Source organism: Parahaliea mediterranea (genome assembly GCF_017255185.1).
GTDB lineage: Bacteria > Pseudomonadota > Gammaproteobacteria > Pseudomonadales > Halieaceae > JAFKCZ01.
Window position 1 is genome coordinate 94,693 of sequence record NZ_JAFKCZ010000008.1, and the last position, 26,203, is coordinate 120,895.

Sequence of the window (26,203 nt, forward strand, 5' to 3'; positions counted from 1 at the left end):
GCGTGTTGGCGCCCATGTCCGCGAGCGCCGCTTGCCCCCGCCCCACCCCATGCTTGCGCGCGCGACGCTCAACTATCGCGAAATACCTGGCTAGTAACGGGGGAAATGGGCCGCCGCCCGCGCGAGGGGGCGACGAAATGCGCGGCGGAGGCCGGCTATAGCCCCTCTTTTACCCGGCTGAGCAGGACCATCAACTGATCCACCTCAGCAACCTCGAGGTGCCCCAGCATGCCGATAATCCAGTGCTCGTGCTCCTCGGCCATCTGCGCGAAAGTCCGCGCGCCTTTCGGGGTCAACTTGACCAGCACGGTGCGCCGGTTGTCCGGCAACGGACTGCGCTCCACCAGGCCCTCGTTGACCAGCTGTGTGGCGATGCCGGAAATATTGCCCCCGGACACCATCATGCGCCGGGACAACTCGCCCATGGTGAGCCCGTTGGGCGTGCGCTCGAGCTGCGCCAGGAAATCGAAGCGCGGCAGCGTGGTATCGAAGGTTTCGCGCAGCGAGGTGCGCAGGCGCGACTCGATCAGGCTGGAGCAGGTCAGCAGACGCAGCCACAGCTTGATGGAGTGGTGATCATCCTCGTGAAGGCGCGTTTCCTGGTCGAGGGTAACAAGTGCTTGGGGTTCGCTAGTGGCCATGTGTCAGTTGATATTTTAAATATAAAATGTTTGCGCTATACTGGCATCAAGCTTTAAGCTTAAACTATTATTGCCTGTCTGGCGACCGCCACTGGCGCCCGACCCTTGAAGAGAGGAATGCCCATGAAAATCGTGTGCCTCGGCGGCGGCCCTTCCGGCCTGTACCTGGCCATCTCCATGAAGCTGCGCGACCCCTCCCACGACGTCACGGTGTACGAGCGCAACCGCCCGGACGACACCTTCGGCTGGGGCGTGGTGTTCAGCGACCAAACGCTGGAAAACCTGATGGCCAATGACCCGGTCAGCGGCGAGCGAATCGCCGGCGAGTTTATCCACTGGGACCTGATCGACTGCTACTTCAAGGGCGAGATGGAGCGCTCCGACGGCCACGGCTTTATCGGCCTCGGGCGCAAGCGCATGCTGCAGCTGTTGCACGAGCGCTGCCGGGAACTGGGCGTCAAGCTGGAATTCGAGAGTGAATTCAGCCCCGAGGACATCGACACCCGCTTTGCCGACGCCGACGTGGTGGTGGCCGCGGACGGCATCAACTCCCGCATCCGCAACGCCGACCTCGAGACCTTCGATTGCAGCGTCGACGTGCGCCCCAACAAGTTCGTCTGGCTGGGTACCAAGCAGACCTTCCGCGACGCCTTTACCTTTATCTTCGAGGAAACCGAGCACGGCTGGATCTGGGCCCACGCCTACCAGTTCGACGAGGAGACCTCCACCTTCATCGTCGAGTGCAACCCCGACGTCTACGACGCCATCGGCTTCGAGCACATGAGCCACGCCGAAAGCGCCGAGACCTGCCGCAAGATCTTCGAGAAGTACCTCGGCGGCCACGAGCTGCTGACCAACTCGGCCCATATCCGCGGTTCCGCCTGGATCAACTTCCCCCACGTGCTGTGCCGCAACTGGGTGAAAGACGACCGCCTGGTACTGATCGGCGACGCCGCCCACACCGCCCACTTCTCCATTGGCTCGGGCACCAAGCTGGGCCTGGAAGACGCCATTTCCCTGGCCGATCACCTGACCCGCGACGCCACCATCGGCGAGGCCCTGCACGCCTACCAGGCGGAGCGCGAGATCGACGCCCTGCGCCTGCAAAACAGCGCGCGCAACGCCATGATCTGGTTCGAGAATGTGCCCCGCTACGCCAAGGCCTTCGACCTGAAGCAGTTCAACTACTCCATGCTCACCCGCAGCCAGCGGGTGAGCCACGAAAACCTGCGCCTGCGCGACAAGACCTGGCTGGAGGGCATGGAGAAACACCTGGCCAAGCGCGTGCTGGGCGATGACTTCGACGAGGCCGTGCCGCCCATGTTCCTGCCCTACAAGCTGCGGGACATGAAGCTGATCAACCGCGTGGTGGTGTCGCCGATGTCGATGTACAGCGCCGTGGACGGCCAGCCGGACGACTGGCACCTGGTGCACTACGGCGCCCTGGCCAAGGGCGGCGCGGGCCTGGTGTACACCGAGATGACCGATGTGTCGCCGGAGGGCCGCATCACCCCCGGGTGCGCCGGCATCTGGAACGACGAGCAGGAAGCGGGCTGGAAACGCATCAACGACTTCGTGCACCAGCACACCCAGGCCAGATTCTGCCTGCAGATCGGCCACGCCGGCGCCAAGGGCGCCACCAAGGAGCCCTGGAAGTGGGATCCGGCCATCCTCGACGAGCCCCTGGACGCCGCCGATCAGTGGCCCCTGGTGTCCGCCTCCGCCATCCCCTACGACAGCTACAGCCCGGTGCCGACGGCGCTGACCCGGGAGATGATGGACGAGATCACCGCCCAGCATGTCGCCGCGGCGCAGCGCGCCGAGCGCGCCGGCTTCGACATGATCGAGCTGCACGCCGCCCACGGCTACCTGCTCAGCTCCTTCATCACCCCGGTAATGAACCAGCGCGACGACGAATACGGCGGCAGCCTGGAGAACCGGTTGCGCTATCCGCTCGAGGTATTCCGCGCCATGCGCGAGGTGTGGCCGCAGGACAAGCCGATGTCGGTGCGCATCTCCGCCTGCGACTGGATGGCCGAGCAGGGCAACACCGAAGAGGACGCGGTGGCTATCGCCCGCGCCTTCAGCGAGGCCGGCGCCGACATCATAGACGTGTCCAGCGGCCAGGTTTCCCACGACGCCAAGCCCCTGCCCGGGCGCATGTTCCAGACCCCGTTGTCGGACCGCATCCGCAACGAGGGCGGGCTCGCCACCATGGCGGTGGGCAACATCTACGAGGTGGACCACGTCAACAGCATCATCGCCGCCGGCCGCGCGGACCTGGTGTGCCTGGCGCGGCCGCACCTGGCGGACCCGGCCTGGACCCTGCGCGCCGCCGCGGAAATGGGCCACACCGGCGTCGGCGTGGTCGAACCGCACCAGTACTTCCTCGGTTACCGCCAGCTCCATATCAACATGGAGCGGGCCCGGGAAATGGCGGCCAACGCATGATACACGCCCTGATCACCGGCGCCGGCAGCGGCATCGGCGCCGCCATCACCCGCACGCTCGCGGGGCAGGGCTACGCCGTCAGCCTGCTCGGCCGCCGCGAGGCGCCGTTGCAGGCCACCAGCGGGCAGCTGCCCGAGGGCGCCCGCAGCCACATAGCCACCTGCGATGTCACCGACAGCGACAGCGTCGCGCGCGCCTTCGACAGCGCGCGCGCGGCCCTCGGCGACATCGACGTGCTGGTCAACTGCGCCGGCGCGGCGCCCACCACGCCCTTCCACAAACTCGACAGCGCCGGCTGGCGCGCGGTGATGGCGGTGAACCTGGACGGCGTGTTCAACTGCTGCGCCCAGGTGGTGCCGGCAATGCGCGAGCGCGGCGCCGGACGCATCGTCAATATCGCCAGCACCGCCTCCCTCAAGGGCTATGCTTACGTCAGCGCCTACTGCGCGGCCAAGCACGGCGTGCTGGGCCTGACCCGCGCCCTGGCCCTGGAACTGGCGCGCAAGGGCGTAACCGTGAACGCGGTGTGCCCCGGTTACACCGACACCGATATTATCCGCGACGCCGTGGCCAATATTGTGCAGAAAACCGGCCGCAGCGAGGAGCAGGCGCTGGAGGAGTTCACCCGCGTCAATCCTCAGGGCCGCCTGATCGACCCGCAGGAAGTGGCGGATACCGTGACCTGGCTGTGCTCCGAGGGCGCGCGCTCGGTCACCGGGCAGGCGATTTCCATCAGCGGTGGCGAGACCAGCTGACGCAACGATTGCAACACAACAACACAGGACCGCAGCATGCAACTATCATCCATGGCGGGCTACCAGGCCACGCATTTTCTCTGGGAGGCCGATGAGGGCGTCGCCACCATCACCCTGAACCGCCCCGAGCGCAAGAACCCGTTGACCTTCGATTCCTACGCCGAGCTGCGCGACCTGTTTCGCGCGCTGGTGTACGCCGACGACATCCACGCCGTGGTGATCCGCGGCGCCGGCGGTAATTTCTGCTCGGGCGGCGACGTGCACGAGATCATTGGCCCGCTGACCAAAATGAGCATGAAAGAGCTGCTGGCCTTCACCCGCATGACCGGCGACCTGGTCAAGGCCATGCGCGCCTGCCCGCAGCCCATTGTCAGCGCGGTCGAGGGCGTGTGCGCCGGCGCCGGCGCCATCGTCGCCATGAGCTCCGACCTGCGCTACGCGGCCCCGGACGCCAAGGTGGCCTTCCTGTTCAACCGCGTGGGCCTGGCCGGCTGCGACATGGGGGCCTGCGCCCTGCTGCCGCGCATTATCGGCCAGGGACGCGCCAGCGAGCTGCTCTACTTCGGCCGCGCGATGAAAGCCGAGGAAGGCGAGCGCTGGGGCTTTTTCAACGCGGTCAGCGACGACCCCGCCGCGGACGCCCTGAAGGCCGCCCGCCGCATCACCGAGGGCCCGACCTTCGCCAACGGCATCACCAAGACCCAGCTGCACCAGGAGTGGAACATGTCCGTGGACCAGGCCATCGAGGCGGAAGCCCAGGCCCAGGCCATCTGCATGCAGGGCAAGGATTTCGAGCGCGCCTACAACGCCTTCGTCAACAAGCAAACGCCGGTGTTCGAAGGCGACTAGGGGAAATACGCTATGAGCGACAGAAGCTACCTGCAGTGGCCCTTCCTGGATGACAGCCACCGCGACCTGGAGGCGGTTGTCGACCGCTGGGCCAGCGAGCACATCCCGGCACTGGTGGCCAACGAGCACGACGACCTCGACGGCACCTGCATCGGCCTGGTGCGCGCCATGGGCGAGGCCGGGATCACCAGCTATGCGGTCCCCGCCAGCGGCGGCGGCGCCCTCGACAAGCTCAGCGTGCGCAGCCTGTGCCTGATTCGCGAAACCCTCGGCCGGCACCACGCCCTGGCGGACTTTGCCTTCGCCATGCAGGGCCTGGGCTCGGGCCCGATCTCGCTGTTCGGCAGCGACGCGCAGAAGGAGCGCTTCCTGCCCGACGTGGCGGCGGGTAAAAAACTGTCCGCCTTCGCCCTGTCCGAACCCGACGCGGGCTCCGACGTGGCGGCCATGGCCTGCAGCGCCACCCTGGACGGCGACCACTACGTGCTGAACGGGGAAAAGACCTGGATCTCCAACGGCAGCATCGCGGATTTCTACACCGTGTTCGCGCGCACCGACGAGGCCCCGGGCGCCAAGGGCATCAGTTGCTTTATCGTCGAGGCGGACACCCCCGGTTTCGAGATCGCCGAGCGCATCGACCTGGTGGCGCCCCACCCCCTGGCCACCCTGCGCTTCACCAACTGCCGGGTACCGGCGGCCAACCGGGTCGGCGAATCCGGCCGCGGTTTCGGCATCGCCATGGGCACGCTGGACGTGTTCCGCTCCACCGTGGCCGCCGCGGCGCTGGGCATGGCGCGCCGGGCGCTGGATGAAAGCCTGGCCCACGTGCAGCAACGCAAGGCCTTCGGCGGCACTCTCGCCGACCTGCAACTGGTGCAGGGCAAGCTGGGGGACATGGCCCTGGCCATCGACAGCAGCGCCCTGCTGGTCTACCGCTCGGCCTGGACCCGCGACTGCGTCGCCGACCGGGTCACCCGGGAGGCGGCGATGGCCAAGCTACACGCCACCGAGTCGGCGCAACAGGTGATCGACGCCGCGGTGCAGTTGCACGGCGGCCAGGGCGTGCGCCGCGGGCACATCGTCGAGTCGCTGTACCGGGACATCCGCGCCCTGCGGATCTACGAGGGCGCCTCGGAAGTGCAGCAGACCATCATCGCCCGCCAGGCCCTGGCGGCCTTTGGCGAGGCCGGCGGACGGTCCTAGGCCGCACCCACGCCATCGCCAGCCCCAAGGGGCGACAGTGGACGCTGTGCGCCGCCCTGGTTTAAGGTAGCGGCGGCGGGCCCCGAGGCCCGCCGTCGTCACCCCACAGGGAACCGCACATGAGCCGATACTGGAGCGACCTGCAGCCCGGCGAGACTTTCGCCACCGGCCAGCTGACGCTGGACCGGGAAGCCATTCTCGACTTCGCCGCCGAGTTCGACCCCCAACCCTACCACCTCGACAACGCCGCAGCGGAAGACTCCATCTTCGGCGGCCTGTGCGCCAGCGGCTGGCAGGTGACGGCGCTGATGATGCGCCTGCTGACCGACACCCTCCACCAACAGGGCGTGCCGGTCATGGGTATCGACTCGGTCCCCTCCCTGCGCTGGAAGGCGCCGGTGTTCGTCGATGACACGCTCCAGGGTAAAGTGACCATCCGCGGCGGCGAGAACAACTCGCGACAGGCGGGCTGCGGTCGCACCCACATGGACATCACCGTGCACAACCAGGACGGCCGGCCGGTCATCGAGCTGAACGCCGTGCTGCTGGTGGCCCACGGGGAGCACAGCGATGCAGCGTAAGCCCTACATCCGCAGCCGCTGGTGGGAGGACATCCCGGTCGGCGAGTTCCACGTGTTCGGTTCCCACACCTTCAGCGAGCTGGAAATCATCGAGTTCGGCGAGCGCTACGCCCCCGAAATCTACCACACCGACCCGGTGGCGGCGCGGGATACCCTGCACCGCGGCCTGGTGGCCTCCGGCTGGCACCTGACCGCGACCTGGATGCGCTTGATGGTGGACTACATGGAGCGCTTCGCCCGCGGCGTGCGCGACGGCCGCCGCAACGGGGCGGGCATGGGCCTGGAGGACCTGGAGTGGTTCGTGCCGGTGCGGCCCGGGCACACCATCACCTTCACCTACGAGATCACCGAGAAACCCGAGCGCGTGGTGCGCGACCGCTGGGGCATCATTCGCAGCCGCAACGAGGCCTACAACCAGTACAACGAGCTGGTGATGCGGTTTAACATCGATATTCTCGCGGAGCGCAATCCGGGGGTGGAGGACGGCGGGGCGTTGGCCGAATGAATTCGGCCGAGAAGCGGCGGAATGAATTCCGCCCGACGGGGTGACGCCATCCGCGCCGTGTAGGGTCGAATTTATTCGACCGAAAAGCGGCGGAATGAATTCCGCCCTACAGGGGGCGCCACCCGCGCCGTGTAGGGTCGAATTTATTCGGCCGAGAAGCGGCGGAATGAATTCCGCCCGACGGGGTGACGCCATCCGCGCCGTGTGGGGGCGAATTCATTCGACCGAGAAGCGGCGGAATGAATTCCGCCCTACAGGGGGCGCCATCCGCGCCGTGTTGGGTCGAATTCATTCGACCGAAAAGCGGCGGAATGAATTCCGCCCTACAGGGGGCGCCATCCGCGCCGTGTGGGGGCGAATTTATTCGACCGAAAAGCGGCGGAATGAATTCCGCCCTACAGGGGGGCGCCATCCGCGCCGTGTGGGGTCGAATTTATTCGACCACGGCTTACGCCGCCCGATTCGAGGCCTTGGGTTCGCTGCCAGCCGATGATGCCGCCAGCGACTGGCGAAACGCCACGCCATCGTCATCGGCAAAGGCGGTTTCGCGCCAGTGGGCCACGGCCGCCGCGGACGCCCCGCCCTGCTCCGCCCGCGCCAGGATATCGGCCACCTGGGCGCTGGTGCGCGCGCGGGTGTCGCCGTATCCCTTCACCAGCCGACCGCACTCCGCCAGCTCGCGGGCCAAATCCAGATCGTCTCCCTGCGCCGCGCGGCGGATCGCCTGCAGCCAGCGCCCGATCAGCGCGTGCTCCTCGGCGTAGGCGAGACTGCGGCGCCGCCAGCGCCGCAGGCCAGCCAGAATGCGCAGCACCAGGAATACGCCAATGGTATTGGTGCGCAGCTTCTTGCCGCCGGTGAAGCGGCCGATCACGGCGCTGGCGGGGCGCGAGGATTGCACTGCGCGCCCCAGTCCCGCGGGCAGCATGCCGCAGACTTCCTCCACCCGGGGGCGGAAGAACTCGGTCACGTCGAAAAGCTGCCCGGGCTCGGCCTTGACCTCGTCGCGGACCTTGTCCATGCGCGAGGCGCGGGTTTTCAACTGCGCCACCCGGGGGATATCCTCGAAACACATCCACAGCGCCAGGTAGCGCGCGGTCTCCCGGGTCAACTGGTGGTCGCCGGCGCCGTCATCGCGCTCGTGAATGTCTTCCAGCTCGTCCAGGTACTGCCCGGCATAGGCGTAGTCCTGGTAGTCCACCAGCTTGAGCAGGCCCCGGTACAGGACCTCGTGACAGTTCTCGGGAAAGACCCGCAGGCGCGCCAGCAGCTGCTCGCCCTCGGGGCTGTGCGCTTGCGGCAGCGCAAAGCCCGCGGCCGGCTCCGCCGCCTTGGCCGGCTCGAACTGCTGGACCCCGCGCGCCTGGGCCGCCTGGTAGCTGGCGTTGAAGGCCGCGAGGTTGGTTTTCACGGCCTTGCCGGAGGCCTCGATGGCGGCGATGAAACTCTCCCGGCGAAAGGGCAGCACCCCCGAACCGGCCAGCGCCCCCAGCATCACCGCGGAGATCACCGCATTGTGCGCCTTGGCCAGCGCCGCCATGTCGAAGTGGATGTAATCCCTGGCGTAGCGGCCGGCAATGGCCTGCACCGCGGCGGGGTCGATGGTGCCATCCCCCAGGTTGATCTTCTCGGTGATGCCGTAGACCCGGTGATCCGAGGCGATCAGCGTGGTGCGGTCCGGGGTCACAAAGCCCCGCTGCACCATGCGCCCGGCCTCCGCCACTTCCGAGGCAATGGCCACGTCGATGTCGCCCTGGGCGGGAAACAGGGACATCACCGGCCGCTCGCCCTCGGGGATGTCGCCGCGGGGGTACATCTCCAGGTAGTAAATAGTGGCGCCGGTGCGCTGGGCCACCCCCGCGAGGAAGGTGCTCTGGCACAGCCAGCCCTCGCTGTTAGCCACGTCGATCACCCAGTTGGTGAATACGCCGCCGCCCTCGCCACCCAGGGCGGCGACAACCATGTTGATGGTACGTTGTTTGGTCATAGCGTTCCGGCCGCCTGTTGGTCGTCATCGCGCGACTGCATCCAGCCGATCACGGTCTGTCGTAACTTGCCCATCATCCGATCGCGCCAGCTGGGGTTGTACACCAGGTCGACGCGGGAAAAGGACGGGCACAGGATCGCCGAGTGCACGTTCTCGCCGCACACGCCGCAGCCCACGCAACTGTTGTCGACGTAGGAAACGGGATCCTTGCGCAGGGGGTCCGGGTTGGGCTTGATGGTCAGCGAGGGGCAGCCCGACAGGCGGATACAGGCGTGATCCCCGGTACAGGTCTCGGCATCCACCATGAAACGGGCACGCAGGGTGCGCTTGCCATCGGCGATGGAGCGCTTCATCAGCGGCTTGATGCGCCGCTGCCGGTTGAGCATGCACTCGCCCTCGGCGATGATCACCTTGAGGCCGCCCTCGTCGGTGGTCAGCGCCTCGCGCAGGGTGTTTTTCATCGCCTCGATATTGTAGGTGCTCACGGTGCGAATCCAGCGCACGCCGGCGCCGCGGCAGGCGTCCTCGATCGGCTGCTGGTCCTCCCGTGCCGGGGCGTCGGTATCGATGGTGGTGGCGATGATCTTGTTCGGCTCCACCAGCGAGGGAATGTCCTGGCCCCCGGTGGCGGCGGCGTAGCCGTTGTCGACGATGATCAACAGGCCGTCGTGCTTGTTGAACACGGCACTGGTCACGCCACTGGTCAGGCCGTTGTGCCAGAAGCCGCCGTCGCCCATGATGCTGATCGACTTGTGCGGCAGGGTGTGGCGAATACTGGAGGAACTGGCCAGGGACAGGCCGTAACCCATGATGGTATTGCCCAGGTTAAAGGGCGCCAGGGTGGCGAAGGAGTGACAGCCGATGTCGGAACTGATGTGAAACGGCCCCAGCTCCTTCTGCACCTGCTTGACCGCCGAAAACAGCGGGCGCTCCGGGCACCCGGTGCAGAGGCCCGACGGCCGCGGCGGCACGTTGCTCAGCAATTCCCGCTGGTCGTCCTCGGACAGCGGTGTTTCCATCGCCGCCACGGCGGCACTGCCCAGCGCCGGCGTCATACCCGCCGCCTCCAGGAAGCGTGCAATGCCGAGCAGCATCACCTGCCCGGTGTACTCGCCCGCCATCGGCATGATGTCCTTGCCGTACACCCGGGTCTGCACATCGGCCCGGCGCAGCACCGTATTGATCCCCTGCTCGACATATTCCGGCTGGCCTTCCTCCAGCACCAACACCTGCTTCTTGTCGGCGCAGAACTGGACCAGCTCGTCCGGTACCAGCGGGTAGGCCACGTTCATCACGTAGATGGGTATGTCGGAATTGCCGAGTACGTCGGACAGGCCCTGGCGCTGCAGGGCGCGCACCAGGGTGTTGTAGCAACCCCCCTGTACGATAATGCCGAGGTCGCCGTGCTTGCCGGGGAAGAACTCGTTGAGTTTGCGCTCTTTGATGAATTCAATCGCCGCCGGCAGGCGCTGTGCGATTTTCTCGCGCTCGTGGGCGTAGACATTGGGCGGCAGGATGATCTTGTCCGCCTCGCGATTGGGGATGACCGGATTGCTGTCGCTGTACCGCGGGGGCACGTTGTCGTGGGCGACAAATTCACCCGAAACGTGGCAACCGCGAATCCGCATCATGAAGAACAGCGGCGTATTGCTGGCCTCCGACAGTTCGAAGCCCTTCTCCACCATGTCCACGATGCTGGGCAGGTTGGGCCTGGGGTCCAACAGCCACATCTGCGCCTTCATGGCGAAGGCGTAGGTGCGCTCCTGCATGATGCTGGAGCCCTCGCCGTAGTCCTCGCCGACGATCACCATGGCGCCGCCGGTCACGCCGGAGGAGGCCAGGTTGGACAGGGCGTCCGAGGCGACATTGGTGCCCACGGTGGATTTCCAGGTCACGGCGCCGCGCAGCGGGTAATTGATCGACGCACTGAGCATCGCCGCCGCAGTCGCCTCGCTGCCCGCCGCCTCGAAGTGTACCCCCAGCTCGCCCAGGATATCCTGGGCGTCGTTGAGCACATCCATCAACGCGGAAATCGGCGCGCCCTGGTAGCCGCTGACATAGGACACCCCGGACTGCAGCAGCGCCTTGGTGATGGCGAGGATGCCCTCGCCCTTGAACACCTCGCCGTCGCCGGCGCGCAGCTTCAGGACTTCCTCGGCAAAGGAACGTTCAGCCATATAAATTTACCCCTGGGGTACCAGCGCCAGCACCCGCGCCGGGCTGCCGGAGCCGTTCTTGATCTTGAGCGGCGCGGCGATCAGGATCGCGCCGGTGGGCGGCAGCTGGTCCAGGTTGCACAGGCTGGCCAGGCCGCACTTGTTGGCGCCGTGCATCAGGTTGTGGCAGGGAAACATCGGGTCCTGCGCCGGCGCCTGGCCGGCGTCGGTGCCCACGGTTTCCACGCCGACACCGATCACGTCGCGCTCCTCCGCCAAAAATACCACCGTGGCCGGATCCCAGCCCGGGGTGTGGCTGCCGTCATCCTGTGCATTAAGGTATTCCTCGTTAGAGGCTTTCTTCGACCAATCGGTGCGGTACAGCACCCAGGAGCCGGCGGGGATCTCGCCGTGGCGCTCCTCCCAGGCCTTGATGAAATCGACACTCATCAGGAAATCCGGGTCGGCGGCGGATTCCGCCACCGCGTCGATCACCACCGCGGGGGCCACAAAACGCTCCGGCGGCAGGGTGTCGGTGGCGTGGTTTTCGTGGTCCTTGCCGGTCACCCAGTGGATGGGCGCGTCGAAGTGGGTACCGGTGTGCTCGCCGCACTTCAGGTTGTTCCAGTACCAGGCGGGCCCCTTCTCGTCGTAGCGTGAAATCTGCTCCATGCTGAAGGGCCAGGACTCGCCCCAGCCGAATTCGGTGGGCAACTGAAGGATCGGCGTATCCGGCGACAGCGTGGCTGTCAGGTCGACGATACGCACCTTGCCGCTGGCAAGGCCCAGTGCGAGTTCAGTCAGAACGGAATCGGTCATGCTTATTCTCCCCGGTATGCTGGCTATATTTTCCACGGTTTACCCGCGCTTCGGGTGGATTATATTTTAGACCTAAAATATAATCCAGTGCCTTAACCGCTAAATCACCTGGAGCACGATATGCATATCTCCCTGTTACCCGAAGGCTGGCCGCGCCCCAAAGGCTACTCAAACGCCATTCTCGCGCGCGGCAACGAGACCATCTTCGTCGGCGGACAGATAGGCTGGAATTCGGATTTCGTATTCGAAAGCAATGACTTCACCGACCAGGTCAAGCAGGCGCTGACGAATATCACCGACATCCTGGCCAGCGCCGACGCCGGCCCCGAGCACATCACGCGCATGACCTGGTATATCACCGACAAGCAGGCCTATGTCAACAACCTCCGCGGCATCGGCGCCGCCTACCGCGAGGTCATGGGCAAGCATTTTCCGGCGATGAGTGTTGTAGAGGTCAGCGCATTGATAGAAGATGAGGCCCTCGTGGAAATAGAAGTCACAGCCGTGAAGTGAGCCTTATGACAGAAACCGTAAGTTATCGCCGCGATGGCGACATTGGCATCGTTTGTATTGACAACCCGCCGGTCAACGCCCTCTCCCACAGTGTGCGCAGCGGGCTGATGGCGGCGCTGGAGCAATCCTCCGCCGACGACAGCCGCGCCCTGGTCGTACACTGCGCCGGGCGCACCTTTATCGCCGGCGCGGATATCACCGAGTTTGGCAAGCCGCCCCGGGAGCCCATCCTGGGCGAGGTGCTCGCGCGCCTGGACGCGCACGACAAGCTAACCGTGGCGGCCGTGCACGGCACCGCCCTCGGCGGCGGCCTGGAGACCGCCCTGTGCTGCCACTACCGCTGCGCCCTGCCCTCGGCGAAGGTCGGCCTGCCGGAAGTCAAACTGGGCCTGCTGCCCGGCGCCGGCGGCACCCAGCGCACGCCGCGTCTCACCGGCCTGGAGACCGCCCTGGAACTGATTACCAGCGGCAACCCGATGCCCGCCCCGCGGGCCGCCGACGCCGGCCTGGTGGATAAAGTCATCGAGGGCGACGACCTGCTCGCCGGCGCGCTGGCCTACACCCGGGAACTGCTGGACGGCGAAGCCCCCTTGCGCCGCGCCAGCGAACTGCCCCTGCAACTGGACGACGCGGGCCGGGAACTCCTGGCCACGGCCCGCGAGCGCCTGGCGCGCCGCACCCGCGGGGAAAACGCGCCGCAGCGCATTGTCGACTGCCTCGAGGCCGCCGCCACCCTGCCCTTTGACGAGGGTCTGCGCCGTGAACGCGAACTGTTCATGGCCTGTATGGAAGACCCGCAATCCGGCGCCCTGCGGCATATGTTCTTCGCCGAGCGCGAGGCGGCCAAGGTACAGGGCCTGCCACGCGACACGGCGACCCAGCCGGTCGACACGGTGGGGATCATTGGCGCCGGCACCATGGGCGGCGGCATCGCCATGTGTTTCGCCAACGCCGGCATTCCCGTCACCCTGATCGACATGAGCGACGAGGGCCTGGAACGGGGCCTGGGCTTGATCCGCAAGAACTACGCCACCAGCGTCAAGCGCGGCAAATTGTCCCAGGACAAGGCTGACGCGGCACTGGCGCTTATCGGCGGCAGCACCGACTACGCGGCCCTCGCCGAGGTGGATTTGGTGGTCGAGGCGGTCTTCGAGAGCCTGGAACTGAAGCAAGACGTGTTCCGCCAGCTGGACGGCATCTGCAAGCCACAGGCCATCCTGGCCACCAACACCTCCTACCAGGACGTCAACGCCATCGCCGGGGTCACATCGCGCCCGCAGCAGGTGCTGGGCATGCACTTCTTCAGCCCGGCGAACGTCATGAAGCTGCTGGAAGTGGTGCGCGCCGACGCCAGCAGCGACACCATCCTGGCCACGGCGATGGCCGTGGCCAAGCGCATCGGCAAGGTGCCGGTGCTGGCCGGCGTGTGCTACGGCTTTATCGGCAACCGTATGCTGCGCCACTACCAGCGCGAGGCGCAGCTGTGCCTGATCGAGGGCGCCACCCCGGCGCAGATCGACGGTGCCATGGAGCGCTGGGGCATGGCCATGGGCCCGCTCGCGGTGGGCGACCTCGCCGGCCTCGATATCGGCTACAAGGCGCGCCAGGGCCTGACCACCGAACAGAAGGGCGACCCGCGCAGCTACCGCGTGCCGGATCTGCTGGTGGAACAGGGGCGCCTGGGACAGAAGTCCGGCCAGGGCTACTACCAGTACGACCCCGAGACCCGCAAACGCAGCGACGATCCCGCGGTGATGGCGATCGTAGAGGCCGCCGCGGAAGAACTGGGCGTCGAGCGCCGGGCGATCTCCGACGACGAGATCATATCCCGGCTCACCACCGCCCTGATCAACGAGGGCGCGCACATCCTGGAAGAGGGCATCGCCCAACGCCCGGGGGATATCGACGTGGTCTACGCCTACGGCTACGGCTTCCCGCGCCACCGCGGCGGGCCCATGCACTTGGCGGACCACCTCGGCACCGGCGCGATGTATGAAACCGTGTGCCGCTACCGCGACACCCTTTCGGCGGACAACTGGCAGCCCAGCGAGCTGCTGGCGAAGCTCGCCGCCGAGGGCAAAACCTTCGCCGAGTGGCAGCGGGAGCGATAAGGCCCGCGCAATCACCGTACCAGCGGCCTGCCGGGCATCCCCGGCAGGCCGCCAAACTCCACTCCCCTTCTCGCCCCGCTCTGACTAGCCATACCGCCACGCGTAGACTAGCCTCGCCCTTTATATCGACCGAACATGTCGGTAATATGACCGCATAAATCGGTCGATAGGCGACGCCATGATTGAAGCCATAGTCGGGAGCGAGGGTGCAGAGCGGGTGCTCCTGTTCCTCGCCGCGCGAGGGAGTGGGTACCCTCGGGAAATTGCCAACAGCTGGTCCATGGATGTCAGTACCGTCCAGAACCAGCTGCTGCGCATGGAACGCGACGGCCTGCTGGTCAGCCGCAAGGTGGGCCGCACCCGGGTTTTTGAGTTTAACCCCCGCTACGTATTCAAGGATGAGGTGAAGGCTCTGCTGGCAAAAGCCCTGAAGCAGCTACCATCCGAGGTACTGGAGCAACTGACCCTCCTGCGTACTCGCCCGCGACGCACAGGCAAGCCACTGTGAACATCCAGATCGGAAACCTGGGGCGAGCTGAACTGGCTGCCCTTGTCGCCAAATGCATTTGTGGCCAGGAAAAACGCAGGATTCGCACAAGTCCGACAAGAACTGAATAGTTCACCCCCACCCGCAAGCGGTTTAATAGCCCCATAAATTGTGGTGTTACCCGTGTTGGCTGCGCGAGCAGTCCGGGCCACCGTCATAACAGTGGGAGCAGGTGCGACATGATTCGAAAAATTGGCATTGTGGGTGCGGGTTTTGGCGGCTTGAGCGCGGCCAGGGTGTTCAAGTCGCTGAACTACGACGTGACCGTCTTCGACAAGGAAGCGGAAGTGGGGGGAGTGTGGACCGCCTCCCGCCGCTACCCCGGCCTGACCACCCAGAACCCGCGCTCGACCTATGCCCTGTCGGATTACCCCATGCCGGCGGATTACCCGGAGTGGCCCAGCGGCGAACAGGTGCAAGCCTACATGCAGGCCTACACCGAAGCCTTCGATTTTGCCGACGACATCCAGCTCAACACGGAAGTGGTGCACGCCGGCTATGACGACCACACCCAGCAATGGCAGCTGGACCTGAAGCGTACCGACGCCAATGGCCAGTGCGAGCGCTACTCCGAGCGCTTCGACTACCTGATCATCGCCAACGGGATTTTCTCGGTGCCGTCGATCCCCCAATACCCGGGAGCCGATGAATTTACCGCCGCCGGCGGACGCATCTGCCATACCAGCCAGTTCAATAGCCGCGAGGCAGCTCGGGGCAAACACGTACTGGTGATTGGCTACGGCAAGTCCTCTTGCGACGTGGCCAATGCGATCGCCGACATCTCCGCCAGCACCACGGTGGTAGCGCGAAACCTGATCTGGAAGCTGCCCAAGCGCCTGGCGAATGTGCTCAACTACAAGCACCTGTTCCTGACCCGCTTGAGCGAGGCCCTGTTCCGCTATATCCGCCTGGAGGGCGCGGACAAGTTCTTTCACACCTGGGGCAACCCCCTGCGCCAGGCCATGCTGGGCAGCGTGCAGTTTGTTATCGAGAAACAGACCCACCTCAAATCACTGGGGCTGCACCCACAAAAGCCGTTAGAAACCATTGCCCGCAGCACCGTCAGCCTGGTGACCGACGGCTTCTACGAAAAAATCCGGGCGGGACGGATACGGGTGGCAAAAAACAGCGAAATCGTGCGCCTGCATGCCAACACGGCGGAACTGTCCAACGGAGAGACCGTTCCCGCCGATATCATTGTCTGCGGCACCGGCTGGCGCCAGGTCTGCCCTTTCCTCGACCCCGACATCATGGCCAAGGTCACCGATGAGCAGGGAAATTTCCGCCTCTACCGCTCAATGCTGCCAATCGGGGTGCCGCGCCTGGCCTTCAACGGCTACAACTCCTCGTTCTTCAGCCAGCTGAACTGCGAGGTTGGCGCACTGTGGCTGGCGGATTACCTGAACGGCGGCGTCAGCCTACCCGCCATCGGCGAGCAACACCGCTATGCCGATGAACGACTGGCGTGGATGGAGGCCAGGACCGACGGCAAGCATTCCAAGGGCACCAACATCATCCCCTTCTCCATTCACCATATCGACGAGTTGTTGAACGATATGGGGATGAACCTCGGCGCGGCGACCCGTTTTAAACAGTGGTTTGGTGCCCTCGATCCGCGCGACTACGCCGGGGTACTCCCGCGTCTGCAGGAGAAGCACAGACGGCACATCGTGGATCGCGAGCAATATGACACAGAAACGGCGGCAATGGCCGGCTTTCGGGAGCGCGCCATGCAATAGATAGTGCGCATCCGAAAACACCGTTACCTGATAGAATGCCTCATAGTAATTCCAATGTGTAGTGCTTAGTAGATCATATTAGGGGGTTACTATGAGACTTATAGAACTGCCAAACTTCGTTTGCCTTATCTACAAAGCTGGGCTCCTCCCTTTTGTAATAGCCAAATAAGCAGAAGCGAGCCAGATTCACACATTTATGCAACCGAAAAATCCACTAAGTTGCGTTTTCAATATACCTTTGCAAGAGTAAACATAACTGCTCTTTATCTTTCTCCGTGAAGTTCAGAGTATACTGCTCCGCTCGACTTTCTATCTCTGGCCTAAAAGTGTTATACAAATCAAGTCCACTATTAGTTACCCACAAGAAATAGCTACGCTTGTGTTCGGGATTTGAAATCTTGACCAAAAGCTTCTTATGCAGCAACTTCGTCGTTGTACGGCTCACGTTGGCAGTATTCTGGCGACTAGCCTTCGCTAACTGACTCAATGTTTGCGGACCTAATCGAACAATAACACTTAAGCATCGAAGCTCCTGAATACTGATATACTTGAAGTTTTTACTGTCATTCTTCAAAACAGGCGTTAAGTTTGAAGCTATTGCAATCAAATAATTTATCTTTAATGAAGTACTCAATCCCTCAAAAAAGTCTACCTTTTTAGGTATTTCAACCGGTGCTGGCTGATGCATATCATTCATTTTTGATCTCAGGCCTTTAACGTATATCTAATCGCTTATCAAGTACTTCAACTGAAAAATAACGACAACCATACAGTAGAAACTACACTCAAAACACTTCCTCGCAAAAAATCGCAAATCCCTACTTAAAATGGCCGTTCGAGCGGCTGCAGTGCATTCATCACCATGGTGTGCAAGATGTTTACTAAATCAATGTGCACACGATTGTCAATCATATCAACATTAGGGTTGAGGCTGGCTTCAGCGCCATCGGCTGCACCTGCAGAAACTACAGCATCCAGCATCCTGCGTTCCGTCACATCTGAATGAAATGCTTTAGGATTCTCAGAGAGGAACGCGATCATAGCAGCAATACCATATCCTCCCCAATTTGATACGCCAGCAAAGAACAGAACATCAGTTTTGATCGTTGCTGCTGGATCGTTTCCACCCACTGGAATACCGCGCAGTTCGCGAACGGTTTTCAAAATACGCCCGCAGCCTATCTCATTTCCTCCATCGCCAACACCAATGGTAGGAATCAATCGGTCAGAGGCAATACGAAAAAAATTATGATAAGCAGGGACACCGACAACTGGAAAACCAAGTATCGAACAATATACTCCTTCGCTGTTGGGAGCGGTACATTCTACGGAAACCATTGCGACAGGATCGTATCGCTCTATTAGCTCTAATGCCTTCTCATTTTCAATATCGAGCTCATTGTAACGCTCATCAATGGCCGCCCATCTCGGACGCTGTAGCGCAATATCAGGTTCAACTACCTGAAAACCTGCCGCACGAGCTACTGACACAACCGGCGGAGAATGCGCATCAGAAGATATAAAAACTGGAATTGCTCCAGTAGCTGCATTTATTGCATGAGCAATAGCCACACCACCCAGCGGACCATCAGTTTCTCCATAAGGGAGATAAGGAGCTACCCCAGCGTTACAGAAGATAAATACCGTTTTTCCGGGAGAACACGAGTTGATCAATAGTTCCGCCGCTCGGAAACTTAACGGGTCTCCACCGCCTTCTTCCAGCGCAGCGTTATAAAAAGTACTTAAAACTCCTCTAGGAATATTCTTTCCTTTCCCTCGCATCTCAACCGTGCACAAGCGATCAATGTACTCTGCAAGTATTTTTGGCATCTTCCAACCTCATAAATTTCTAAAAGTCATTTAATATTTAGCTCAGACTCATGCTCTGATCACTATCATCGTAAGCGCTAATCCCCATGGCTAATGCAACAATTGAACAAAGAAATGCCATGCACCCAACAATAGATACCGCCATATTTAGGCCATAACTCGTACTGAAGAATCCGGCGATAAAGGGAATCAAAGCAGGGCCAAAGCCAACGCCAACAAGATTAACCACTAGCAAAAATATCGCGGAAACCTGGCCGCGAAGTTCGTTTGGCGTTATTACTTGAAGAGCCGTAATTGCCAGACCAAGTTGAGCTGTAAGAATCAGTATGACAAGTGACAAAAGAATATAAGTGAGAATGATCGATTGCATCCATGTAAACATTACTGCAGGTATCAAGGCTATAGTTGATAGAAGGATGGCTGCCTTAATTGGTGCTGATGCGATATTCTTCGAGTACATGAAATCTGAAATCCAGCCACCAAGAAACGGACCAGCCCCACCAACAATGATCAATAGAACTCCAAACTCCTGACCAACTTCTCCTATTGGTACTCCGTGATTATTGTGGATTATCGTTGGACTCCAAAGCAAAAGTCCGTTAGCAAAAGCCACCCCGCCGATAAAACCAAAGAGATGTGTTATCAGTGATTTTTTATTCTTTTGGAGAAAATCAAAAAGAGTACTGACGCTTACCGACTCCTTACTCTCGTAATTGTATCTTAAGCCGGTGCGCCTCGGCTCTTTGATACACAGCATTCCAGCAGCAATAAAGAACCCTGGAATGGCAGCGATAAAGAATACGATCTTCCAGGTGCTAGTTTCACCTAGGACAGGAATCATCACCGCATCATGACCACCGAAGAAGTTAACCAAAGCACCTGCAAGGATGTATGACAAGCCAACACCGACATAGGTTGCCATCATAAATACGCCGATAGCTCTGGCTATGTATTGACGAGGAAAACTGTCTGACAATAATGAATACGCAGCAGGATTTAGAGTTGCTTCACCGACACCGACACCGACCCTAGCCAGAAAAAGAGTGATGTAGCTAGAAGCCATTCCACACAAAGCGGTCATAATTGACCACACGGATATTCCAGAAGCAATAATGCGCATGCGATTGTATTTGTCTACCAATCTTCCGATTGGAACCCCCATGACGCTATAAAGGAGGGCAAATGCCAATCCATGAAGCAGTCCAAACTGAACATCGCTTATTTCCAGATCTCTTTTTATCGGATCAACAAGAAGCGACATTATCGAGCGGTCTAACAGCGAGGAGATGTTCGCCATTACAAGCGCAAAAAGAGTGACGCATGCAGAAATAGATATCGTCTTATGTTTCGTACTTTTCATTTTAGTAATCTATTTCCAAGCCATCGAATGTATCGTTTAGTGAGCGTATAGATTGTAACTAGTGACAATTTGTAGAAATTTGCTGTTTAGGAAATCATGACTCCCTGAACATAAGCTTCTAGATTATTAGCCACATTACATTGAGCTAGATGACAGCAGCTATGGGGCCTCGAATCTACAAACTGCCGACCATTCACTGAGCACCTGCTTCGACAGGAGTAAAGCCGCCACCATTTAAATTTCGGCATCTACTATCTATGGATATTTTCGAACCTACGTGATTGCTTCATAAACTAAACTGCAGCTATCGCCTCAATCTCCACTCGCGCACCTGGAAGCATCAAACCTGAGCACACAGTAGATCGAGAGGGACGGTGGCTGCCAAAATATTGAACGTAAGCTTTGTTAAAATCTGCAAAATCTTCCGGATCTGTTAGCCATGCTGTAACCTTAATAATGTCTTTTGCAGTCAAATCAATTTTCGATAAAATTCTGTCGATATTAGCTAGGCAAATAAGAGTTTGCTCATCCGCTTTACCGCCATTCAATTCGCCATACTTATCAAAAGCCAATTGACCTGAAATAAAAACGAGACTCCCAGATATATAGGCTTCCGAGAATGGTGCTACAGTGCCGCTTGGGAGAAATACCTCATCACCAACCGCATACTTTTTCACAATGCTTTGCCCCATGTTATTTAGTGAATGAAGATATGACTACTTAACTCTTTTTCATCCATGCGCACTCTTATGAGAGCCGCCTGAATACAGCTTCTTTGAGTTAATCAGCCTCTAGTCAAACCTATAAGTAAGCTCTACGCCGATAGTTCGAGGCCGATACCGAACCGGGTTTGCACCCACCAGGGCAAAAGCCGCAAGTGAGGAAACTTCACCATCTTCATTTCCAATATTCTCACCTGTCAAATAAGCGCTCCAGTTATCATTTTCCACGCCCACCCTGGCGTTAAGCATGGTTACCGCGTCTGATGTATAAGCAAAGCCCGGAGCATAGTCACTTCGCTCATCCGTATATGTTGCACTGAAAAAAGCTACCCCCTCATAACTTCCCAGAGGCCAACGATATGTTCCCGAAGCCGATAGCGTCTTGTCGGGAGCGAGAAACACTGTGTCACCTGCAGCGATACCTGCCGACGGAACGTTATCTTGATACTCGCTGTTAGAATAATTTCCGCTTATTGACAACAAAAGCCCATCGATTCCACGGTAATGTAATGCCAGGTCAATACCTGAGCCTTCCGAAGAGCTAGCGTTGTCGTTCCACGAAACCAATCCGCCATTTGACGAATCTACAGTCGAAACAAAGGTCTGAATATCATCCCAAGTTAAATGGTAGAGCACAGCTTCAAAACTGAGTCCACTTTCCAAAAGAGACAGTTTGGCGCCTATTTCGTAACTAACAACTTCATCAGGTTCGGCAATAGTAGGTATATTCGTATCTAATTGAGTAGCCTTTATTAGGGATCTACCTGAATTTGGGGCCCCCGCCCTGAACCCCTGAGCGATATTCAAGAAGTACAGGGAATTTTCAGTTGGGGTCCAGGCCAGGTTAAAGCGACCAGTAGTTTTGTTGAAATTCTCGCTGCGGCTTATATCCAGACCAAGAGAGTCCAAACCAAGCATTACCGAAGGGTTTTTATCTACAATTTGGCGCTCATCCGCTGCGTAGCGCGCACCCAGAGACAATGACCAGGTATCAGACATCTGATATTGCAACTCTCCATAGCCAGCCCACTGCTCTGATGTCTGTGTGGCCCGATCTACCTCTAAGCCTAACGGATCCGGCGCATCCTCAATGAAGAGCAAGAAATTCTGACCACGCGTCATTTCCATATCTAGATAGATCAACCCCCCAGTCCAACTGAAAGGCCCACTCCCGCTGGAGGAAAAACGGAACTCTTGCCCGAAAGTTTTCATATCGAAGTCCAGAACCTGTCCCGCCACAACTGCCACATCGTACTTTTGGGTAGAGACTCCTTCCATGTAAGATGTGCTGCTCAATAGCTGAAAATAATCAGCTTCATAGTTGACCACCAAGCCGTAGAGATCAGTTTCATTCGTTGCAAGGGATAGCTCATGGTCTGCAGGTCGAAACGAGGTAAAGTCTGGACTGCCAGTGGCCGGATCGGTATTGTAAATGATTGGCGCGGCGTCGAAATTACTATCAGAAAATGGCGTGTAGACTTCATTTTTTGTTTGCCAGACCGAAAGCTTTATCTCTAACTCTTCGTCCGGCACGTACAATAATTTGGCGCGATAAGCACTATCGTTCGAGTCGTTATAGTTTTTTATATCTTCGAGAGGACGATCAATGTATCCGCTGTCGTCTATATACGAGCCCACCAGCCGCAAAGCCAGAACGTCATCTACAAGCGGGATATTAATTGCTGCCTGCGCTTTCCAATTTCCATCGCCACGCTCTGTATTGGAAATACCAGCGGTAGCCTTACCCGAGAGAGTATTTAGGACAGCATCCTGTGTTACTATTTTTACAACACCCCCCGCTGAACCCGAACCATAGAGAGTACCCTGAGGCCCCCGCAGAACCTCCACCCTATTAAGATCATAGGGGTTAAGGTCGGGCGACACATTTTGTCCGACGCGAGTATAAGGAAGCTCATCAAGGTAATATCCGATTGGCGAGTCGCCAAGTGAACCCGATACACCTCTAATCTGAATCGATTCACCTTGACTACCAATTTTTGCAGTACTCACACCAGGGTTAATAGAGATCGCATCCATGACGGATGTAAAACCATAATCTTCCAATTCCGTACCAGTAATGGCGGATACGGAAAGAGGGGTATCCAAAACCGATGTCCCTTCTGCCTTTTTTAGAGCAGTTACAACAACCTCTTCAATTGTGGAATGACTGTCGTTTGCCATCAATGGCTCGCATTCAACAGCTATCGCAATTGCTGAGCATAAAATCCATCTAGTGCCGAACTGTTTTCCGCTATCAATTATCATCTTGTAAACCCCTCCAGCAGCTAACCATTTATCTGTATTCGTATAGATTTATTGTATTTGTAACATATTTATACGAATACAGCAAAATTTATTTTACAAAGACCTTTCCCGTTGAGTTAAGGGTGAGCGCTCAGTCGAGCTCAACATTCACAGGCGTAGCAATACATCCGCACGCTGCACTGATTCTTGTGCCGGGGAACGGCGTCATGCCCGAAGGCCGAAACGAGAAGTTGACGGAACGTCAGCGTTTTGGCTAAGCCATCAACGCGCAGGCAGTGTCTTCGGATATACCTCCATCAATGACTCCAAAGCCCAAGTCCCCAAATTCAAGTACATCTCTACACTGCCAGGAAAGCGTTGGCCGAGAAGGGCGTGTTGTCACTCGCACCACCACCGGAGAGCAATTTCCTGCGCATCAAGGTAATCAATAGTCACCGTGATATCGGGAAGCAGCGGCACATTCAGGACTCACGGTTTCCATTCATAGCCAGGGGTCAATACTTATATGTCGTTTCTGGCCCTAGCACGCCCGAGCAAGGCCTTGTTCCGCTATATTCGCCTGGAGGGCGCGGACAAGTTCTTCCACACCTGGGGCAACCCCCTGCGCCAGGCCATGCTGGGCAGCGTGCAGTTTGTTATCGAGAAACAGACCCACCTCAAATCACTGGGGCTGCACCCACAAAAGCCCCTGGAAACCATCGCCCGCAGCACCGTCAGCCTGGTGACCGACGGCTTCTACGAAAAAATCCGGGCGGGACAGATACGGGTCGCCAAAAACAGCGAAATCGTGCGCCTGTACGCCAACCAAGCGGAACTGTCCAACGGAAAGACCATCCCCGCCGATATCATTGTCTGCGGCACCGGCTGGCGCCAGGTCTGCCCTTTCCTCGATCCCGACATCATGGCCAATGTCACCGACGAGCAGGGAAATTTCCGCCTGTACCGGTCAATGCTACCGATCGGGGTACCGCGCCTGGCCTTCAACGGCTACAACTCCTCGTTCTTCAGCCAGCTGAACTGCGAGGTCGGCGCGCTGTGGCTGGCGGACTACCTGAACGGCGACGTCAGCCTGCCCGCCATTGGCGAGCAACACCGCTATGCCGATGAACGACTGGCGTGGATGGAAGCCAGGACCGACGGCAAGCACTCCAAGGGCACCAACATCATCCCCTTCTCCATTCACCATATCGACGAGTTGTTGAACGATATGGGCATGAACCTCGGCGCGGCGACCCGCTTTAAACAGTGGTTTGGCGCCCTCGATCCACGCGACTATGCGGGGATACTGCCGCGTCTGCAGGAGAAGCACAGAAGGCACATTGTGGGTCGCGAGCAAAACGACAGAGCGACAGCGCCTCTGTCGGCCTTTCAGGAACGTGCTATCCAGTAGATAGGGAGATGTCTGCTGGCTTGCAGGGTACTGTCACCAAATCGACTTGACGTGCTTGTACCCTCGTATTGCGTTGTCTGCCGTAATCAGCGCGGCATTCAAGTGCCGGGCGAGTGCAACAATCATCCGATCTGCGGGATCTTTGTGAAATGCCCCTGGAAGCCTTGTTGATTCGACGGCCACCTCATTGTCAACGGAGGTAAAGCGTACACCTTCAATTTCCGACACGGTTGCAAGCCAGTCATCCACACCCATTGTAAGGATCAGCCGATCAGCGTTGACCAGCATGGCGATTTCCCAGGCTGAGATGGATGAGACCACGACGACGCCATCTTCGGATGCCAGCTCTTTGTCGATAGTCGCTTTGGCCTTTTTGGATAGCTGACTGTCCCCATTTACCCACCAGACCAGCACATGGGTATCGAGCACAATCAAGGCAGCACTTCCCAGTCGTCTTCCCCGACCGGTGCCGTGGGCTCCTTTAACTCAACAACACTGTCTTTCAGACGCTCCAATGGAGAACGGGGGTCGCTGCGAAAGCGCCGAATTTCAACCGTGGGCTGGCCGCGGTCGGTAACGACCACGGGATGTCCAGATGTCTCAACCTGACGAAAATACTCCAATGCCCGCGCCTTGAACTGGGATTTGGTAATAAGTTCTTGAGTCATGTTCCACCACTCAACATAGTCACCCTATATAGTCATCACTATACACCAACAAAATGACTATAAAAAGTAGTCACCTTGGAGTTTTGCCGCCAAGTAATTCTACAACTGATAGGATTAAGAGCGCTTGAGGGTCTGCGAGGGCGTTTCACCAAAACTGTGCTTATACAGCGCCGCAAAGCGCCCCTGCTGGCTGATACCGAGACGACTGAGGATATCGGTGACGGTCTCGCCGGCCGCCGCGCACTGCAATTCCCGGTGCGCCGCCTCCAGCCTAAACTGTTGCAGGCGCTTCATCGGCGGCAGGCCCCGGTAGCGCTTGAAGGCCTCGAACAGGGAGCGCGCGCTGGCGCCGCTGACGGCGACCAGGTCGTCGATTGAAATGCTGTTGGCCAGGTTTTCCAGCATGTAGGCTTCGGCGCGCTTGACCTGACGCGGCACCACGGTGCAGCCGCCTTCATCGAGGCGCTGGGAATAGTTGTGGTGGGCGGCGTACAGCAGGTTGCCGATCAGGGTTTGCTTGAGGTTCTGTTTTTCCGCCGGCCCCAAGCTCATGAAGCTGCCCTGGTCGACGTCCGCCACCAGGAACTGCACGTAGCGCCACCAGGAGTCCATCCGGGGGTTGTCGTCCAGGGAAATCAGCGGGGAAAACGCCAGGGGTTTTTTCACTTCGGAACAGGTGAGGCGCGCCAGTTCCTCCTCCACCGCCGATTTGCGGATCTGCACCATCAACTGCCGGCAGCCGCCGGACCAGACCATCGAAGTCTTGTCCTCGGGGTTGATCAGGGAGGCCCTGCGATTTTCGCTGACGAAATCCTCGGCGCCGGTGGCGATGCGCGCCCGGCTTTGCTGCAGAGGTAGCTGCAACAGGTAGAAGTCCTGCAGGTAACCCGGATTGATCGCCACTTCGCTGGAATAGGCCATGTAACTGAGCGACACATCCCCCAGCGGCACGAAGTTGTGAATCGCGTGAAAGGGCTCGCGCCGGGCGGCGGTCCCGGTCGGCGCCAGCTTGTGATCACAGTAAACACCGCTGATCACTTGCCGGGCCTGCTCGACCTGCGCGGTGTTGACGAGGGTGTGGTTTCTTAGCGGTATCATCATTGGCCCACCT

General features: G+C 59.7%; 23 protein-coding genes. 11 read left to right on the forward strand and 12 right to left on the reverse strand.

Annotation, left to right across the window (positions count from 1 at the left end):
• Positions 1–155: 155 nt before the first annotated feature.
• Positions 156–641, reverse strand: a complete 486-nt coding sequence (locus JYP50_RS12260) for a MarR family winged helix-turn-helix transcriptional regulator (protein ID WP_206560820.1) — start codon at positions 639–641, stop codon at positions 156–158.
• Between the two features lie 123 nt (positions 642–764).
• On the opposite strand from JYP50_RS12260, the gene JYP50_RS12265 reads away from it, so the two are divergent.
• From JYP50_RS12265 to JYP50_RS12290, 6 genes are all read left to right on the forward strand, one after another.
• Positions 765–3,092 carry a bifunctional salicylyl-CoA 5-hydroxylase/oxidoreductase gene (locus JYP50_RS12265; protein ID WP_206560821.1) on the forward strand — a complete coding sequence of 776 codons (2,328 nt, stop codon included), beginning with the start codon at positions 765–767 and terminating at the stop codon, positions 3,090–3,092.
• Positions 3,089–3,847, forward strand: a complete 759-nt coding sequence (locus JYP50_RS12270) for an SDR family NAD(P)-dependent oxidoreductase (protein ID WP_206560822.1) — start codon at positions 3,089–3,091, stop codon at positions 3,845–3,847. The genes JYP50_RS12265 and JYP50_RS12270 overlap by 4 nt, the downstream gene beginning before the upstream one ends.
• 36 nt (positions 3,848–3,883) lie before the next feature.
• Positions 3,884–4,696, forward strand: a complete 813-nt coding sequence (locus JYP50_RS12275; protein WP_206560823.1) for an enoyl-CoA hydratase family protein — start codon at positions 3,884–3,886, stop codon at positions 4,694–4,696.
• Positions 4,697–4,708: 12 nt separating this feature from the next.
• Positions 4,709–5,899, forward strand: coding sequence for an acyl-CoA dehydrogenase family protein (locus JYP50_RS12280; RefSeq protein WP_206560824.1), 1,191 nt, complete (start codon positions 4,709–4,711; stop codon positions 5,897–5,899).
• Positions 5,900–6,018: 119 nt separating this feature from the next.
• Positions 6,019–6,480, forward strand: a complete 462-nt coding sequence (locus JYP50_RS12285; RefSeq protein WP_206560825.1) for a MaoC/PaaZ C-terminal domain-containing protein — start codon at positions 6,019–6,021, stop codon at positions 6,478–6,480.
• Positions 6,470–6,985 carry a MaoC/PaaZ C-terminal domain-containing protein gene (locus JYP50_RS12290; RefSeq protein ID WP_206560826.1) on the forward strand — a complete coding sequence of 172 codons (516 nt, stop codon included), beginning with the start codon at positions 6,470–6,472 and terminating at the stop codon, positions 6,983–6,985. The genes JYP50_RS12285 and JYP50_RS12290 overlap by 11 nt, the downstream gene beginning before the upstream one ends.
• A gap of 448 nt (positions 6,986–7,433) precedes the next feature.
• Here JYP50_RS12290 and JYP50_RS12295 read toward each other — a convergent pair whose 3' ends face one another.
• Genes JYP50_RS12295 through JYP50_RS12305 form a run of 3 tightly spaced genes read right to left on the reverse strand, consistent with a single transcriptional unit; the run spans position 7,434 to position 11,947 of the window.
• Positions 7,434–8,972, reverse strand: a complete 1,539-nt coding sequence (locus tag JYP50_RS12295; RefSeq protein WP_206560827.1) for an indolepyruvate oxidoreductase subunit beta family protein — start codon at positions 8,970–8,972, stop codon at positions 7,434–7,436.
• On the reverse strand, positions 8,969–11,149 hold the full coding sequence (locus JYP50_RS12300) for an indolepyruvate ferredoxin oxidoreductase subunit alpha (RefSeq protein WP_206560828.1): 2,181 nt from the start codon (positions 11,147–11,149) through the stop codon (positions 8,969–8,971). The genes JYP50_RS12295 and JYP50_RS12300 overlap by 4 nt, the downstream gene beginning before the upstream one ends.
• A gap of 6 nt (positions 11,150–11,155) precedes the next feature.
• Positions 11,156–11,947: a cyclase family protein gene (locus tag JYP50_RS12305; protein WP_206560829.1), complete on the reverse strand. Its 792-nt coding sequence runs from the start codon at positions 11,945–11,947 to the stop codon at positions 11,156–11,158.
• Positions 11,948–12,067: 120 nt separating this feature from the next.
• Here JYP50_RS12305 and JYP50_RS12310 point away from each other — a divergent pair, with 120 nt between their 5' ends.
• From JYP50_RS12310 to JYP50_RS12325, 4 genes are all read left to right on the forward strand, one after another.
• On the forward strand, positions 12,068–12,460 hold the full coding sequence (locus JYP50_RS12310) for a RidA family protein (protein WP_206560830.1): 393 nt from the start codon (positions 12,068–12,070) through the stop codon (positions 12,458–12,460).
• A gap of 5 nt (positions 12,461–12,465) precedes the next feature.
• Entirely contained in the window at positions 12,466–14,571 is a 2,106-nt protein-coding gene (locus tag JYP50_RS12315) for a 3-hydroxyacyl-CoA dehydrogenase NAD-binding domain-containing protein (protein WP_206560831.1), read from the forward strand.
• A 178-nt stretch (positions 14,572–14,749) separates the two neighbouring features.
• Positions 14,750–15,079 (forward strand): winged helix-turn-helix domain-containing protein, encoded by a 330-nt coding sequence (locus JYP50_RS12320; RefSeq protein ID WP_206560832.1) that lies wholly within the window; start codon positions 14,750–14,752, stop codon positions 15,077–15,079.
• Between the two features lie 218 nt (positions 15,080–15,297).
• A complete protein-coding gene (locus JYP50_RS12325; RefSeq protein WP_206560833.1) occupies positions 15,298–16,857 on the forward strand; it encodes a flavin-containing monooxygenase in 1,560 nt (519 codons plus the stop codon).
• A gap of 214 nt (positions 16,858–17,071) precedes the next feature.
• Here JYP50_RS12325 and JYP50_RS12330 read toward each other — a convergent pair whose 3' ends face one another.
• The 5 genes from JYP50_RS12330 to JYP50_RS12350 all read right to left on the reverse strand — a co-directional run bounded on the left by JYP50_RS12330 (position 17,072) and on the right by JYP50_RS12350 (position 23,034).
• Positions 17,072–17,554 (reverse strand): MarR family winged helix-turn-helix transcriptional regulator, encoded by a 483-nt coding sequence (locus tag JYP50_RS12330; RefSeq protein ID WP_206560834.1) that lies wholly within the window; start codon positions 17,552–17,554, stop codon positions 17,072–17,074.
• A 125-nt stretch (positions 17,555–17,679) separates the two neighbouring features.
• Positions 17,680–18,687, reverse strand: a complete 1,008-nt coding sequence (locus tag JYP50_RS12335) for a glutamate cyclase domain-containing protein (RefSeq protein ID WP_206560835.1) — start codon at positions 18,685–18,687, stop codon at positions 17,680–17,682.
• A 37-nt stretch (positions 18,688–18,724) separates the two neighbouring features.
• Entirely contained in the window at positions 18,725–20,047 is a 1,323-nt protein-coding gene (locus tag JYP50_RS12340; RefSeq protein ID WP_206560836.1) for a spinster family MFS transporter, read from the reverse strand.
• A gap of 293 nt (positions 20,048–20,340) precedes the next feature.
• Positions 20,341–20,724, reverse strand: a complete 384-nt coding sequence (locus JYP50_RS12345) for a RidA family protein (RefSeq protein WP_347136781.1) — start codon at positions 20,722–20,724, stop codon at positions 20,341–20,343.
• 114 nt (positions 20,725–20,838) lie between these two features.
• Positions 20,839–23,034, reverse strand: a complete 2,196-nt coding sequence (locus tag JYP50_RS12350) for a TonB-dependent receptor (protein ID WP_206560838.1) — start codon at positions 23,032–23,034, stop codon at positions 20,839–20,841.
• A gap of 505 nt (positions 23,035–23,539) precedes the next feature.
• Here JYP50_RS12350 and JYP50_RS12355 point away from each other — a divergent pair.
• Positions 23,540–24,424, forward strand: coding sequence for a hypothetical protein (locus tag JYP50_RS12355; RefSeq protein ID WP_206560839.1), 885 nt, complete (start codon positions 23,540–23,542; stop codon positions 24,422–24,424).
• 33 nt (positions 24,425–24,457) lie between these two features.
• Here JYP50_RS12355 and JYP50_RS12360 read toward each other — a convergent pair whose 3' ends face one another.
• The 3 genes from JYP50_RS12360 to JYP50_RS12370 form a co-directional block, all read right to left on the reverse strand.
• Entirely contained in the window at positions 24,458–24,853 is a 396-nt protein-coding gene (locus JYP50_RS12360) for a type II toxin-antitoxin system VapC family toxin (protein WP_347136787.1), read from the reverse strand.
• 2 nt (positions 24,854–24,855) lie between these two features.
• Positions 24,856–25,092, reverse strand: coding sequence for a type II toxin-antitoxin system Phd/YefM family antitoxin (locus JYP50_RS12365; protein ID WP_206560841.1), 237 nt, complete (start codon positions 25,090–25,092; stop codon positions 24,856–24,858).
• 114 nt (positions 25,093–25,206) lie between these two features.
• The gene (locus tag JYP50_RS12370; protein ID WP_206560842.1) at positions 25,207–26,193 is read right to left on the reverse strand and encodes an AraC family transcriptional regulator; all 987 of its coding nucleotides are present in this window, start codon (positions 26,191–26,193) and stop codon (positions 25,207–25,209) included.
• Between the last annotated feature and the right edge of the window lie 10 nt (positions 26,194–26,203).